This window comes from Aeromonas sp. 82P (assembly GCF_051919365.1).
Lineage (GTDB): Bacteria > Pseudomonadota > Gammaproteobacteria > Enterobacterales > Aeromonadaceae > Aeromonas > Aeromonas veronii.
The window spans coordinates 3,590,119-3,604,350 of record NZ_JBQBEV010000001.1; the positions used below are offsets into that span (position 1 = coordinate 3,590,119).

The 14,232-nt window shown below is 57.4% G+C and carries 12 protein-coding genes and 1 pseudogene; 5 read left to right on the plus strand and 8 right to left on the minus strand.

Going from position 1 to position 14,232, the window contains the following annotated elements:
• Nucleotides 1-104: 104 nt before the first annotated feature.
• Nucleotides 105-959: a MurR/RpiR family transcriptional regulator gene (locus ACTG2S_RS16305; protein ID WP_005334759.1), complete on the minus strand. Its 855-nt coding sequence runs from the start codon at nt 957-959 to the stop codon at nt 105-107.
• A gap of 347 nt (nt 960-1,306) precedes the next feature.
• Between ACTG2S_RS16305 and glk the strand changes: the two are divergent.
• Nucleotides 1,307-2,278, plus strand: a pseudogene (gene glk / locus ACTG2S_RS16310) (glucokinase); the annotation flags it as partial.
• A 206-nt stretch (nt 2,279-2,484) separates the two neighbouring features.
• Here glk and ACTG2S_RS16315 read toward each other — a convergent pair.
• Nucleotides 2,485-2,985, minus strand: a complete 501-nt coding sequence (locus ACTG2S_RS16315) for an SRPBCC family protein (protein ID WP_005334766.1) — start codon at nt 2,983-2,985, stop codon at nt 2,485-2,487.
• A 160-nt stretch (nt 2,986-3,145) separates the two neighbouring features.
• Between ACTG2S_RS16315 and ACTG2S_RS16320 the strand changes: the two genes are divergently transcribed.
• A complete protein-coding gene (locus ACTG2S_RS16320) occupies nt 3,146-3,565 on the plus strand; it encodes a GNAT family N-acetyltransferase (RefSeq protein WP_204483937.1) in 420 nt (139 codons plus the stop codon).
• Here the strand turns inward: ACTG2S_RS16320 and ACTG2S_RS16325 are convergent.
• From ACTG2S_RS16325 to ACTG2S_RS16345, 5 genes are all read right to left on the minus strand, one after another.
• Complete coding sequence (locus ACTG2S_RS16325; RefSeq protein ID WP_005353702.1) at nt 3,555-4,073, minus strand: hypothetical protein; 519 nt, start codon at nt 4,071-4,073, stop codon at nt 3,555-3,557. The genes ACTG2S_RS16320 and ACTG2S_RS16325 overlap by 11 nt on opposite strands.
• Before the next feature lie 10 nt (nt 4,074-4,083).
• On the minus strand, nt 4,084-4,875 hold the full coding sequence (locus ACTG2S_RS16330; protein ID WP_274161781.1) for a winged helix-turn-helix domain-containing protein: 792 nt from the start codon (nt 4,873-4,875) through the stop codon (nt 4,084-4,086).
• 377 nt (nt 4,876-5,252) lie between these two features.
• The gene (locus tag ACTG2S_RS16335) at nt 5,253-6,779 is read right to left on the minus strand and encodes a methyl-accepting chemotaxis protein (RefSeq protein WP_274161782.1); all 1,527 of its coding nucleotides are present in this window, start codon (nt 6,777-6,779) and stop codon (nt 5,253-5,255) included.
• A 64-nt stretch (nt 6,780-6,843) separates the two neighbouring features.
• A complete protein-coding gene (locus ACTG2S_RS16340; protein WP_439982936.1) occupies nt 6,844-7,575 on the minus strand; it encodes a substrate-binding periplasmic protein in 732 nt (243 codons plus the stop codon).
• A gap of 551 nt (nt 7,576-8,126) precedes the next feature.
• Nucleotides 8,127-9,365, minus strand: coding sequence for a uracil-xanthine permease family protein (locus ACTG2S_RS16345; RefSeq protein ID WP_005334784.1), 1,239 nt, complete (start codon nt 9,363-9,365; stop codon nt 8,127-8,129).
• Between the two features lie 305 nt (nt 9,366-9,670).
• Between ACTG2S_RS16345 and ACTG2S_RS16350 the strand changes: the two genes are divergently transcribed.
• Together ACTG2S_RS16350 and ACTG2S_RS16355 are read left to right on the plus strand one after the other, a co-directional pair.
• Nucleotides 9,671-11,041, plus strand: coding sequence for a hypothetical protein (locus ACTG2S_RS16350; RefSeq protein WP_439982939.1), 1,371 nt, complete (start codon nt 9,671-9,673; stop codon nt 11,039-11,041).
• Nucleotides 11,038-11,379 (plus strand): RT0821/Lpp0805 family surface protein, encoded by a 342-nt coding sequence (locus ACTG2S_RS16355; protein ID WP_274161784.1) that lies wholly within the window; start codon nt 11,038-11,040, stop codon nt 11,377-11,379. The genes ACTG2S_RS16350 and ACTG2S_RS16355 overlap by 4 nt, the downstream gene beginning before the upstream one ends.
• 90 nt (nt 11,380-11,469) lie before the next feature.
• On the opposite strand, the gene ACTG2S_RS16360 is transcribed toward ACTG2S_RS16355, so the two are convergent.
• Nucleotides 11,470-13,185, minus strand: a complete 1,716-nt coding sequence (locus ACTG2S_RS16360; RefSeq protein WP_274161785.1) for an NAD-dependent malic enzyme — start codon at nt 13,183-13,185, stop codon at nt 11,470-11,472.
• A 274-nt stretch (nt 13,186-13,459) separates the two neighbouring features.
• On the opposite strand from ACTG2S_RS16360, the gene ACTG2S_RS16365 reads away from it, so the two are divergent.
• Nucleotides 13,460-14,224, plus strand: a complete 765-nt coding sequence (locus ACTG2S_RS16365) for a substrate-binding periplasmic protein (RefSeq protein ID WP_439982943.1) — start codon at nt 13,460-13,462, stop codon at nt 14,222-14,224.
• Nucleotides 14,225-14,232 lie beyond the last annotated feature (8 nt).

The window sequence follows — 14,232 nt, forward strand, 5'->3', positions numbered from 1 at the left end:
CGATGCACCCGTTTACAAACCATCTGGGTGGTTTTTGTTATTAAATTACAATACTACACCAAGGCGGGTGGCATAGACAGTCGGGGGCCTGAGCCCCCGACGGTTCAGGAAGAGTGCGGGGTTTCGAAGCGGGATTCGCGCAATCCCTCTTTTACTTTCTTCAGATTTTCGCGAAATTTCATCCCCCGGCGCAGGGTAAAACCGGTCGCCAGCACATCCACCAGCGCCAGCTGGGCGATGCGGGATGCCATCGGCATATAGACATCGGTATCTTCCGGCACATCCATGGAGAGCACCAGATTGCACTCGCGGGCCAGCGGGGAGTCCTTGGCGGTCATGCCGATCACGGTGGCGTCGTTCTCGCGGGCCAGCGCGGCGATTTCGACCAGCGCCTTGGTGCGGCCGGTGTGGGAAATAAGTACCACCACATCCCCTTCGCTGCTGTTGATGCAGCTCATGCGCATCATGACGATATCGTCAAAGCTCACTACCGGAATGTTGAAGCGAAAGAATTTGTTCTGGGCATCGCGGGCAACGGCGGAGGAGGCACCAAGGCCGAAGAAGCTGATCTTCTTGGACTGGGTCAGGATATCGACGCAGCGGTTGATGGCAGAGATGTCCAGGCTATTTTTGGCGGCATCCAGACAAGCCATGGTGGATTCGAAGATCTTGGCGGTGTAGGTATCAGGCCCATCTTCCGCTTCCACATGACGATTTACGTAAGGGGTGCCATTGGCCAGGCTCTGGGCCAGATGGAGTTTGAAATCAGGAAAGCCCTTGGTATCGAGACGGCGGCAAAAGCGGTTGACGGTCGGTTCACTGACGTCGGCCATCTTGGCCAGAGCGGCGATGCTGGAGTGGATGGCGGTCTGGGGAGACGCCAGGATCACCTCGGCAACCTTGCGTTCTGATTTACTGAAACTTTCCAAGTTGTTCGTAATTTTATCAAGGGTATTCATCATCACCACCAGGCGTTTTTGTAATTTAGCTTCAGTGTCTTTGCACTCAATCTACGGCTAAGCAAGTTTCCATTCAAGCTAAGGACTATACAAGACAAGCGGTTATCGCAACTAACGCCTGCCATACAAAGTATGACTCATCTCTAATTATTTCGTACTTTTCGTTACAAAACGTCACCTTGCTATGAAAGCGCTTACAAATGTTGCAAAGCAACAACACTGTGAGCAGGCGCACGTTTGTATCGATCCGGCGGGTGAGTGAGCACGAGCTCGGATAGAATGGGCCGTCATAATCCAACAATAATCTAGGGACACCAGAGTCGTCCCCATCCTGTAACGAAGGAGTTGTTATGCAGCATACCCATGCGCTGGTCGGCGATGTCGGCGGCACCAATGCGCGTCTGGCCCTGTGTGAGCTGGCCACCGGTACTATCTCTCAGGCAAAGACCTACTCAGGTCTGGCCCATCCCAGCCTTGAAGCCGTGGTACGCCTCTATCTGGAGGAACACAAGGTTCAGGTGGCTGAAGCCTGCATCGCCATCGCCTGCCCCATCAACGGTGACTGGGTTGCCATGACCAACCACAGCTGGGAGTTCTCCATCAGCGAGATGCAGAGCAATCTCGGGCTGGCACGCCTGCAAGTGATCAACGACTTTACTGCGGTCTCGATGGCTGTGCCGGTATTGGCTGAATCGGATCGCATCCAGCTTGGCGGCGCCGCGCCGGTAGCGGGCAAGCCCATCGCCATCTATGGTGCGGGCACCGGCCTTGGGGTCGCCCATCTGGTCAAGGCGGGTGAGCAGTGGCTGAGCCTGCCGGGTGAAGGTGGTCATGTGGATTTTGCTGCCAACAGCGAAGAGGAAGATGCGGTGCTGCAAGTAATGCGAGGCGAATTGGGCCATGTCTCGGCAGAGCGTTTCCTCTCCGGCCCGGGCCTGGTCAATCTCTATCGCGGGCTGGTGAAATCCGATGGCCGTGAGCCCGAACCGTTTGCCCCCAAAGACATTACCGAGCGCGCACTGGCCGGGGAATGCCTCGATTGCCGTCGCACCCTGAGCCTGTTCTGCGTGCTGATGGGCCGCTTTGCCGGCAATCTGGCCCTCAATATGGGCACCTTTGGTGGCGTCTATATCGCAGGTGGCATAGTGCCGCGCTTCCAGGAGTTCTTTACCGGTTCCGGTTTCCGGGTCGCCTTTGAAGACAAGGGGCGCTTCAAGTCCTACCTCAAGGAGATCCCGGTGTTTCTGATCACCCATGAAGGGCCGGGGCTGCTCGGTGCGGGCGCTTACTTGCGCCAGTCGATGGGGATCACTATCTGATTGAAGAGGGGGGCGAGGCGGGATCATCCATGGTTCAGCCTCGATTCAGTGTGAATGGCATAAAGTAGCCGCACGTAACCAAGAGTGTTGTGCTTCACAAGGAGTGGAAAGCGACTCTCATCCGCTGGATACGTTTGTCACCTGACAAGCCTGAACTGTTTCAACCGGCCTTTTGGCCGGTTTTTTTTTATGTCTGATATCCGGGATTACTGGGCCAGCGCCTTCAACTGCGCCTTGTCTGGCGGATTGTTCCAGTCGATGGGGCCATGGGTAAAACGGTACTGCAACCGTGGCAGGCTGGTCTCCAGCCACTCTTCCCGAAAATAGGCATAACCCTGATCCCAATCCGGATCATTGGCCCAACCGCTCTGGAGGAAGTAGAGGCGAGTACCCTGCCCTTCCGGCACAAAGCGCAGGCAAACCTGGGTCTTTTGCTGGCGGATATGGGGCAGGCTGGGCGGGAAATTCCAGCTGAAACTGAGCAGGTCATAGGGCATGACGGCCATGACCCGGCACCCTTCGCTGCCACGTTCACCCAGCGGGGCATCAGGCCTGAAGTAGATCTCGAAAGGACCATTCGGTTCGGCCACCATCAAACATTCGGGAGCCAGAAAACTGCGCAGACCGCTTTCGGTAGTCCAGGCGTGCCAGACATCGTCTATGTGCGCCGGAACAAAAATGTTGCCTTCAATCAGTTTATTGTCCATAAATCAGCGATCCTCAAGCCATCCATACAAGGGACTCCGGCAGTATAGCCCCATGGCAAATACAATGGACAGTGCTTAATCACACCCTTGTCATTTGCATCAATTAACCTGCCTCAGTGCAGCGGCCTCAATGAACATTGGCTTGATCCGGGAGGGCATCATGATCCGGCTCATGGAAGAACACGACATTCCCCAACTGGCCCGGCTGTTTTTAAAAAGCCGCCGCCACACCTTTCACTGGGTCGATCCCGCCCGTTTCCAACTCGAGGATTTCGAGGAACAGACCAAAGGTGAACGGGTGTGGGTAGCCGAACAGGGGGGCAATATCTGCGGCTTTATCGCCATCTGGCAGCCCGATCACTTCGTCCATCACCTCTATGTGTCAAGCGACTGGCACGGTCAGGGGATAGGACGCGCCCTGCTGGAGCGGGGCCTCGCTGATTCGCCGCACGGCTCGCTCAAGGTTGCGACCCGCAACACGGCGGCAGTAGCCTTCTACCATCGGCTGGGCTGGCAAAACAGTGATGAGACAGGCCACTGCGAGGTCACCGGTCCCTGGTGCAAGTTGCTTAGAAACTAGCGGGACGCCCGGCACCTGCGCTTTGTGGTTGAACAGGCACCAGCGGTGCCGGGGGGAAGAACCAGCGGTAGAGATCGAACCAGCCATCTCGCTGGGCAATCACAACCTCATGCACCGGATCGCGCTGGAAGATCGCCACCTTGTTTTCAGTCAGCGGCACCCAGGCATAGTTGACCAGCGCATATTGCGACTGGATCAGGTTGTACTCATTGAGATAGGAGTCATCGTTACCCGATTCGTGCAGTTGGGTACGACTGTCGATGAGGTAAACAAGCTGGTTGAAGAAGGTAAGTTGAAAACCGGTCACTCGCCACTTCTCCCTGGTCGCCTCCTCCTCTTCGATCACGGTGATTTTGCCCCAGCGGCACACCCCGTGATAGTTGACTCCATTGGCTGACATTTTCAGGTCGTAATGGCAGCCCAGACTGTTGATAAACATCCCGACCACAAACAGCAGCACGACAAGCAGTGGCAACAGCAGCAAGGTATTTTTCAGCGTTCGTTTCATCAGAGATCCCTTACAGCGTTTTTTCGAGCTCTTTATAGGAAAGCACGCGAACCTGGTGGCCGGAGACAAGCACCAGCGATGCCGGCTTGACTGGTGGCACATCGCTCCGTGCCTCCATCTGGCAAACAACGCCGGTCGGCGAGTCGGTGCAGTGCACATGGAGCCACTCGAAATGGAGATAGCTGGCGACAAACGCCACCAGCACAACCAGTAGCAGATTGACGTATATCAGGACCCTTGCCAGCATTGGCCGCCCGATACCGCTGAGAAAGGCAAGTTTGGCGCGCTCACCAAAAGAACGGGGAGCAGCAGGCTCTTTGATGATCTCGTGGTCGGAGCTTGGTGATGTCGACGGTGGCTGCGCAGCCGCTGCAGGCGTGGGTTCGCTCATCGGCTCGGGCAAGGGCTCACTCTCTGTTGGCAGTGCCTTGCCGTAATAGCTCTTCATCTTGCAGTTCAGATGCAGGGAGTACCCTTTTTTCGGGGTACTTCTGATATCCAGCGTCTGGGGGGATGAGGCGAAGTGGCGACGAATATTGGCGATGGCCACGTTCAGTGAGTTGGGGCTGATGGGGCGACCCAACCAGCCGATATCAAGCAACAGATCCTTGTCGCACACCTCGTCATGGTGATCGAGCAGATAGCTGAAAATGAGGCTCTCTGCCGATGACAAGCGCACCACCCGGGCGCTTTGCAAGTTGTCCTTGTCGGCACAGAAGATCAGCTCTCGCCTTTTGACATCAAAGACATAATCACCGAAGTGATAGGCTGATATGTTATTGCCTGGCGCAACCCCCGTCATACCAACCACCTGTTATTTGCATTCATCATGAAGAAGATGGGATTCCACACCTGATAAAGCCAGATGGCGGCTCAGGACTCGCTGTAATTAAACGAAATTCTAAAGGGTCGAGATCAGCGGCACAATAGATGCAGGCAGGCACGAGCGGGGAAAATGAAAATATGCGTCCAGCGCTGTCGGACTGCGTATCGGGCAGAGCATGATGCTGCGAGTTTCGCCTATCGCGGCAACGCCAATCTCAGCTGAACAGTGACATGGGCATGACGAAAAGCTCTGCTGGACAAGGCCCCTTGCCCCTCACGACATCTCGCCGCACTTCACAATAAAGGGAACCTTACCTGCCCCGCAGGATGATCCAACGGGGCGAAGTGAACTGACTAGACCCGAAACTGCTTGAGCAGGGTGTCGAGCTGGGCCGACAGCTGCCGCAGATCACTGCTGGCCTCGGCAACCTGTGCCACTCTGGCTGCACTCTCGCTGTTGAGCGTCGCAATCCGGTTTACGCTGTGGCTGACCGCCTCCGCCACCGAGTGTTGTTCTTCCGATGCCTGGGCGATATACATGTTCATCTCGCGGATCAGGCTGACCTGATTTTTAATCTTCTCCACCGATGTCTGCACATCTGCCGCCTCGATTCCGGCGCGGGATGCCTTCTCCTGACTCTGTTGCATGCCGGCCCCGACATTCTGGGTCGCTTGCTGCAACCGCTTGATACTGGCGCTGATCTCCTCCGTCGACTGGCGAGTACGGCCCGACAAGGTGCGTACCTCATCCGCCACCACCGCAAAACCGCGCCCCTGATCACCCGCCCGCGCCGCCTCGATGGCCGCGTTGAGGGCAAGCAAATTGGTCTGCTCGGCAATGCCGTTGATCACTTCGATGATGGTGCCAATGCTGCTGCTTTCGGTCGAAAGGGTGCGCATCAGGGTGGCGACTCGCTCCACCTCCCCCACCAGTTGATGGATGGCCTCATTGGCATGGCCCGCCAGATTGTAACCCTGCTCCACATAGAGGTTGGCCTCATCGGTAGCGCCAGAGGTTTTCACCGCGTTACCAGCCACTTCCTGCACTGCCTGACTCATTTCGGTAATGGCGGTAGCGACCTGATCCAGCTCGGATTGCTGGGCGTCACTGCCTACCCGGGTATCTGCCGAGAGGGAGTCACAGAGTTCGGCGGTTTGCAACACACCGGCAGAGAGCTCGTTGATCTCCGCTACCATCTCCTGCAACTTGGCAATAAAGTGGTTGATGTTGGTGGCCAGCGCGCCCATCTCATCCTGGCGGCTGATCTTCAGACGCCGGGTCAGATCCCCCTCTCCTTTGGCCAGATCAAACACCGCCTGATTCATCTGATGGAGCGGCCTGAGCACATTGCGATGAATCAGCACCATCAGCAACGCGATGATGCAGAGATCGAGCACTAGGATCTGCCAGACGGTGGTGATCAACTGCTGGCGCAGTTGGGCCTGAATGGCAGCATCACTGGTTTGCACCAGCAATCGGGCCACTGTGTTTTTCTGGCCGCTGTCGTCATAGACCAGATCATACCCCCCGTAGGCAGACACATCGGCAGGCATGGCTGTCACGGGGGCAATGCTCCCCGCCGTGTCACGGGCAAACCCGGCAACCAGCTTGTCCTTGTTGACCACCAGCAAAGCACTCAGGATATCGGCCGCCAGCTCGGACTTGAGCGATGCCTCGATGAAGGCCGATTCATAATTCCACAGCGGGCCGGGCAGGGAGAGCTGCAGCCGGCCGATGGCCTGCTCGACCAGCGCACTCTGTTTGCTGTAGCTCTCCGCCCTGACGGCGTTGTAGTTGTAACCACCAAACAACACCAGTAGCAGACTCACCGACAGGGAGGTCAACACGGCAATCCTGAACGTCAGACTTTTCCAATCCATGGTTTCCTCCCGGTTTTACGGCAGCCGGCGCAGTGCCATTGAGCGGCACTTGCTATTGGTACTGTTACTGGTACTTGGCATTGATCTTGTCGATGGTGCCATCCGCCTTCATGGCTGCGAGGATCTCGTTGAGCTTGGTGATGAGCTCATCGGGCGTATCCTTGTTAAACGCCAAGCTCATCTGGGTTTCCTTGAACACGAAGACCGGCTTGGGTGAGGCCACCTTCTCCTTGCTGGCCAGATAGGGGGCCAGATACTGGCCGGTAGCCCAGAGATCGATGCGACCTGCCTCCAGTTTCTTCACGTTGGCGGTATCGTTGGCGGCCAGCTGCAACTTGGCAAATCCCTGGGCCTTGAGATATTCGGCGGCCGCATCACCGTTATAGCCACCCACCGAATACTGCTTGGCATCTTCCAGCGACTTGACCGTGATATTGGCGGTCGAACTGGAGAAAAATACCCAGTTGTTATTGACCAGCGGCCCTACCCACTTGAACAGTGCTTCCCGCTCCGGAGTGCGGGTCGTGGAGTAGAGGGCGGTATTGGGAGTACCGAGGGTATCTTCGTACGCCCGTTTCCAGGACATCAGGGTCAGCTTGTATTCGACTCCAGCACGCTTGAACAGCTCTTCGACCACCTCGGTCGACAACCCGACAATCTTGCCCCCCTCCCCCTGCATGTTGAATGGCGGGTAATCCTCGGTCATCACGTTCAGTGGCGCAGCCTGAACAGCGCTTATCGCCATCATGGAAGAGACTGAAAAAATTGCACTTTTCCACAGCAGTTGATAGTTCATTGCAACCTCGCTTTGCTTGCCATTCATCCCTGAACATCCGCCGTTACCGATGGCGGTGCACGTCTGACCCGCTGGGGTCATGCCGGCTTTCACGGCTCGCCGCCCACCCATGTGCAGCAGCAAACAGATCCGGATTTTGCCTGTGCGCAACGAAACGCAACCGGCGAGGGAGGCTCACAACAAATCGAGGTGGAAATATGCCAGGGCAGCATAAGGGGAGTGCGGAGTGGGGCGGATAAGCCTCTGCCATACAACAGCGCCGTGGCAAAGAAAAAGCGCATCGTTTTATGACAGGGGTCTGGGAGAGAAATGATAGAAAACGCCAACATCCATTTTCCCATACTGCTCGAGGAGACCTCAGAGCCAAACCTGTCCTTTAGCTAAGGTCACGAAAAGAGATACGTCAAATGAGAATGCTAACCCCCTCATCTGCTTCCAGATTAGATTCCAGATGAGCTCTGCCGAGCCGAAAAGTGGCGCTAGATACCCGAAAAATAGAAGGCCACCGCGAGGTGGCCTTCTCCAAATCAACGATGAACGTCTGGTGGAACTCAGTCCTTGGCCGCGTCCATCACACCCTCTTCGGAGTGCGCAGGCAGGATCAGGTTGAGCAGGATGGCGGCAACAGAGGCCAGGCCAACGCCGGCCAGCGCGAAGTCGCCAATCTTCATCTCCAGCGCACCGACACCGACGGTCAGAGTCACAGCGACGATGGCGATATTGCGTGACAGTCCCAGATCCACCTTGGATTCCACCAGCGTCTTGAGACCGATGGCAGCGATGGATCCGAACAGCAGCAGCATGATACCGCCCATCACCGGCATCGGGATGGAGGTGAGCAGCGCATTGAACTTGCCAAAGAAGGCCAGAATGATGGCAAACACCGCAGCCCAGGTCATGGTGACCGGATTGAAGTTGCGGGTGATCATCACGGCACCGGTCACTTCGGCGTAGGTGGTCACGGGGGGGCCACCGATGAAACCGGCGAAGCAGACGCCGATGCCGTCACCGGCCAGCGTACGGTGCAAACCCGGATCCTTAGTGTAATCCTTGCCAGTCACGCCACCAATCGCCAACACGCCACCGATATGCTCGATACAGGGGGCGATGGCTACCGGCAACATGAACAACGCAGCAGCCCAGTTGATCTCCGGGGTTTCGAAGTGGGGCAGCGCCAGCCAGGGGGCGTTCACCATGCCATCGAAACTCACCTGGCCCATGAATACCGCCGAGACATAACCGGCAATCACGCCGCACAGGATGGGGATCAGCTTGATCCACCCCTTGCAGAACACAGCTGCAATCAGGGTGACCGCCAGCGAGATACCGGCCAGCGTCAACGCAGTCCCCGCAGGTACTACCTGCTCACTACCGGCACGGCCCATCGCCATGTTGCATGCAACCTGCGCCACAGAAAGACCGATGACCATGATCACCGGGCCAATCACCACGGGAGGCAGCAATTTGTGCACAAACCCCATCCCTTTTGCCCGGATCAACGCAGCCAGAATGAAATACATGAAACCGGCGGCAAACAGGCCAAACATGGTGGATGGCAATCCCCAGGTCTGGGTGGCGTAGATGATGGGGGCGATGAAGGCAAAGCTGGAACCGAGGAAAATCGGGACCTGGCGGCGGGTGCAGAGCTGGAACAACAGGGTGCCCACACCGGCGCCAAGCAGGGCCATGGAGGGGTTCAATCCGGTGAGCAGAGGCACCAGAACCATGGCACCGAAGGCGACAAACAGGATTTGCAGCCCGGCGACACTTTGCTTGACTAAGGAAAACATGGATGTCCTTAATTTTTTGATGACTGATGGGGATATTTATCACTTTTCAGTCATCGCAAGACTTTTCCAAGGCACAAAATGAACACAAATGCATCACTTGTTACCTTTTACTGCTTGGGAAGGGCATGAAACTGGCTTTTTAGGCGGGATTCGTTGCTACAAGCATCGAGTATGCGATTTTACGCATTATTGTGACGAACGCCAATCGTTTTTCCATCATGTTTATTGTGTTCATGGTCAAAAATGCCGCCACCAAGGGGCGCTCTATAATGGATCCTGTGAATCAAGATGGACAAGGAGTCCCCATGTCACAGCCCCCATTCAAGGCCAGCCAGCGCAGATTGCTGATCGGCTCGGCCATCGCTCTCGCCCTGTTTGCGAACCCGTTCAGTTATGATTTCGCCCACAATGAGTGGCAAATGAATCAGGCCTATGCCAAGTCCTGCTTTATCGCTGGCACTCGCATCACGATGGCCGATGGCTCCACCCGCCCCATAGAGACGCTCCGGGTCGGTGAACGAGTGCTGGATCAGCACGGCGGCAGTAACCGGATCCTGGCGATCGAACGGGTCATACTGGGCAAGCGCAGACTCTACGGGATCAATGATCTGCCCCCGTTCTTTACCGCAGAGCACCCTCTGCTGACCACTCGGGGCTGGGCGGCCATCTCACCGGCCATGACCCGAACCGAAAACCCGCAACTGGCGGTGCTGCCGCTATTTACCGGCATGCAGATAATGTGTCGCCCGGCACCTGCCATGGTGACGGGCAATCTGGCCCTGCAACCCCAGCTGGAATTACTGCTGGTTGAGTCACTCTGCTGGATCAAGGCTCCTCCCACTACCGCGCTCTTCAATCTGCTGCTCGATGGCAACCACAGCTACATCGCCAATGAGCTGATCGTTCACAACAAAGATGGCGATGGTGGCAGTGGGGGCAGCAGCAGTGGTGGTGGCAACAGCGGCGGTGGCAGCGACAGCGGCGGTGGCAGCAACAGCGGCGGTGGCAACAACAGCGGCAGTGGCAGCAACAGCGGCGGTGGCAGTGGCAGCGACAGCAGCGGAGGCAGTGATAGCGACGGCGGCAGTGATAACGAGAGCAGCAGCCACGACAATCAGGGTCAGGGAGAGCATGCCAGCGGAGAGCAGCATGGTGGAGGTGAACGGCATGCAGGGGGAGAACGCCACGGTGGTGGCCGCGGGTTTGGCAATGGCGTTGATGACAACGGCGTGGATGCCGTCGATGCCAATAGCAACAAGCTCAGAGGTGATGGCACCATCGATGACAACGGCGTGGATGCCGTCGATGCCAATGGCAACAAGCTCAGGGGTGATGGCACCATCGATGACAACGGTGTGGATGCCGTCGATGCCAACGGCAACAAGCTCAGGGGCGATGGCACAGTCGATGACAACGGCGTGGATGCCGTCGATGCCAACGGCAACAAACTCAGGGGCGATGGCACGGTCGATGACAACAGTGTGGATGCCGTCGATGCCAACGGCAACAAACTAAGAGGTGATGGCTCGGTCGATGACAACGGTGTGGATGCTGTCGATGCCAACGGCAACAAACTAAGAGGTGATGGCACGATCGATGATCGCCAGCAAGTGCTTACCGATGAGCAGGAGCGGGCGCTGCTCAACAACGGTTTTCGCCAACAGGGGCAACCATGATGCGTTATCTGCTAACACTCCTCCTGCTCGGCCTCGCTGGCTGCGCCACGGTCGACACTCCGCCACTTTACCATCAGATGGATAAGGCTGATGTTCAACTGGCCAATCAGGCCCTTGCCAAGGCGCTGGAAACCCGCACCAAAGGGCAGAGCCTCACCTGGTTCAATCCGGCTAATCGTCACTCGGGTAGCGTCACCCCGCTACGCACCTTCCGCCATCCCGGCGGGGAGTGGTGTCGCGACTATCGCGAGCAACTCTATATCGGCAAGGGCAGCCAGCAGTGGCAGGATACCGCCTGTCGCAATCAGCAAGGGCGCTGGCGGCCATTGCGAACTTAGTGAATGCCACAGGGGATAAACGAAAAGGGGGTAGCAGCGCTACCCCCTTGTCATCATTTCCGACCCGTTATCCGGGCGGTGAATATGCGGTTATACCCGACGATAGGGCAGGTAAACCGGCTCCCACATGTGGTTGAGGATATGCTGCTGCAGATCCTGACCGATCAGCGGGTGGGAGGGATCCCGGCGCACGATATCCTTGAGCACGGCGGTCGCCACATGCACCGAGATGCTGCGCAGCTCGCGAATGCGGGGATACACGGCTCCTTTCGCCAGGTCCACCTCACTCACGCACTCGGCCAGCGCAAAGGCGGCAGTAGTGAAGACATCGGGTGTGATCTCGCGGATCTGGCTGACGATGGCCGCCAGACCAACACCGGGGAAGATAAAGACGTTATTGCCCTGCCCGACTCGGAACTCCTGCCCCTCGTAGCTCACATCCTTGAACGGGCTGCCTGTCGCGACAATGGCTTTGCCCTTGCTCCAGCGGTAGATATCCTCCGGCAGCGCTTCACAGTTGGCGGTCGGGTTGGAGAGCGGGAACACCATGGGGCGCTCGCAATGCTGCAGCATCAGCTGGATGTGTTCTTCCTGGAAGGCACCGCCCGAGCCACTGGTACCCAGCAACACGGTAATGGGCACATGACGCAGTACATCGGCCAGATTGGCCTTGCCGGGTACCTCGGTCTCCCAGCCTGCCAGCAGCAGCCCCGGCTTGGCGTAGCGACGCTTGTACTCGTCAAGCCCATCCCGGTTGTCGCACACCAGCCCCTGGGTATCCAGGATGTAGATGCGATCGCGGGCCGCCTGCGGATCCATCCCCTCACGGATCATTCCCGCGCAGATCTGATCCGCGACACCAACCCCGCCGGCGCCAGCGCCATAGACCAGATAGTTCTGCTGACCCAGGGTCTCCCCCTTGACCTTGACCGCGCCTATGATACCGGCCAGCACCACGGCACCGGTGCCCTGAATATCATCGTTGAATGACGGCAGTGCCTGCTGGTAGCGGGCCAGATTGTTGAAGGCGTTGGATTTGCTGAAGTCTTCCCACTGCAGCACGGCGTTGGGGAAGTGGCGCTTGACCCCCTGCACGAACTTGTCGATGAACTCTTCATACTCCTTGCCGCGAATCCGCTTGTGGGGGCGGCCCAGATACATGGGGTCATCGAGCAGTTTCTGGTTGTCGGTGCCCACATCCAGCGCGATGGGCATGCAGCAGGCGGGGTGAATACCGGCCCCCAGGGTATAGAGCGCCAGCTTGCCGATGGGGATCCCCATGCCGCCAACACCCTGGTCGCCGATCCCCAGAATACCCTGGCTGTCGGTGACAACTATGATGCGGATCGATTTGGCATCGAAGTGACGGGCCTGACTGCCCATGTCATCCACGTTGTCCGGGGTAATGTAGAGGCCGCGCGGCTTCTGGAAGCGGTGGCTGAACTCCTGACACGCCTTGCCCACGGTCGGGGTATAGATATAGGGAGTCATCTCCTCCACATGGCGTGACAACAGGGCATAAAACAGGGTTTCGTTGCGATCCTGCAGAGCACGCAGGTTCTGGTACTTCTCGATATCGCTGCAAGCGCTCTTGAACCCCTCATACACTCGCTCGAGCTGGGCTTCAAAAGTTTGTACCTGAGGCGGCAGCAAACCATCGAGATCAAAATCGGCCCGCTCCTGTTCGGTGAAGGCCGTGCCCTTGTTGAGGTATCGATTGTTAAGCAGATCAGTGCCGGTCAGTGCAACGGGGCGAAAATCCTGTCCCTGTGCATCTTTCCACAGCAGATATTGTCCGGTAGCCATAGTCATTCTCTTTGATTTACGTGAAATTGCCGTTCGGCAGGAGAGCAAGACTCATAATGAAATCAATCATATGACGTTTACTCGATCGGTTTTGTGAGCTTGGGCATACCCTGCGGCCAAAATAGGCGCCTGGCGGCCCCGGCGAGACAAATATCCACGGCAATGAATGAGACTCATGTTAGCATTGCGGGCAACCCAGCCCCTTTCACCGCATCACAGCCGGGAGTGATCTGATGCCCTCGCCTCTGCCAGCCTGCGCCCCCTTCTTTCTGCCATGCGCCTGATCCCGCTGCTTGCTCTGTGGTTGTTTCTGACCTGCCAGTCGGCTCTCGCCGCTCCGGGCCGGGTGCTCAACATCATCGTGGGTGAATGGCCCCCTTTCGTCTCCGAGCAATCAAAACAGCACGGTCCAGTGGCCCACCTTATCAGCGATCTGTTCAAGGAGGCGGGCTATGAGGTGAAGTTCCACTTCGCCCCCTGGGGTCGGGTCTATTCACTGGCGGCCAACAGCCAGCTCTACGACGCCACCGCCGTCTGGATGCACAAACCGGAGCGGGAGCAGGATTTTCTGTTTAGCGAAGCGGTGCTGCAGGAGCAGTTTGTCTTCTTCTCCCTCAAATCACGGCAACTGCAGGCCGAGCGCCTTGAGCAGATCATCGGCATGCGGTTGGGGGTCGATATCGCCTATAGCTACGGGCCCGAGCTGGACAAGATGGTGGCCGATGGCAAGGTAACCCTACAGAAAGTCACCGACGTGAAACAGAATTTCGGCAAGCTGCTGCGCGGACGGATCGACCTCTATCCGCAAGAGCTGCGAGTCGGTCTGGCCGAGCTGCAGAGCCAGCTCGATCCCGCCAGCGCGGCACTCATCACCCACAGTCAGACCCCTTTTCTGCGCAACGACAGCTTCGTGATGTTCCCGCGCAAGATGCCAGATTCAGCCAAACTGCGGGATCAGTTCAATCAACAGTTGCAGCAGACCATCGCCAGCGGACGTTATCAGCGCTACTTCGAACGGCTGGCCCGGGGGGACTATTAACCTTGGCG

What these genes read in the sequence shown, in the direction of transcription:
- ACTG2S_RS16305 (WP_005334759.1), bottom strand. Translation starts at nt 959, where the DNA reads ATGAATACCCTTGATAAAATTACGAACAACTTGGAAAGTTTCAGTAAA.
- ACTG2S_RS16315 (WP_005334766.1), bottom strand. Translation starts at nt 2,985, where the DNA reads ATGGACAATAAACTGATTGAAGGCAACATTTTTGTTCCGGCGCACATA.
- ACTG2S_RS16320 (WP_204483937.1), top strand. Translation starts at nt 3,146, where the DNA reads ATGATCCGGCTCATGGAAGAACACGACATTCCCCAACTGGCCCGGCTG.
- ACTG2S_RS16325 (WP_005353702.1), bottom strand. Translation starts at nt 4,073, where the DNA reads ATGAAACGAACGCTGAAAAATACCTTGCTGCTGTTGCCACTGCTTGTC.
- ACTG2S_RS16330 (WP_274161781.1), bottom strand. Translation starts at nt 4,875, where the DNA reads ATGACGGGGGTTGCGCCAGGCAATAACATATCAGCCTATCACTTCGGT.
- ACTG2S_RS16335 (WP_274161782.1), bottom strand. Translation starts at nt 6,779, where the DNA reads ATGGATTGGAAAAGTCTGACGTTCAGGATTGCCGTGTTGACCTCCCTG.
- ACTG2S_RS16340 (WP_439982936.1), bottom strand. Translation starts at nt 7,575, where the DNA reads ATGAACTATCAACTGCTGTGGAAAAGTGCAATTTTTTCAGTCTCTTCC.
- ACTG2S_RS16345 (WP_005334784.1), bottom strand. Translation starts at nt 9,365, where the DNA reads ATGTTTTCCTTAGTCAAGCAAAGTGTCGCCGGGCTGCAAATCCTGTTT.
- ACTG2S_RS16350 (WP_439982939.1), top strand. Translation starts at nt 9,671, where the DNA reads ATGTCACAGCCCCCATTCAAGGCCAGCCAGCGCAGATTGCTGATCGGC.
- ACTG2S_RS16355 (WP_274161784.1), top strand. Translation starts at nt 11,038, where the DNA reads ATGATGCGTTATCTGCTAACACTCCTCCTGCTCGGCCTCGCTGGCTGC.
- ACTG2S_RS16360 (WP_274161785.1), bottom strand. Translation starts at nt 13,185, where the DNA reads ATGGCTACCGGACAATATCTGCTGTGGAAAGATGCACAGGGACAGGAT.
- ACTG2S_RS16365 (WP_439982943.1), top strand. Translation starts at nt 13,460, where the DNA reads ATGCGCCTGATCCCGCTGCTTGCTCTGTGGTTGTTTCTGACCTGCCAG.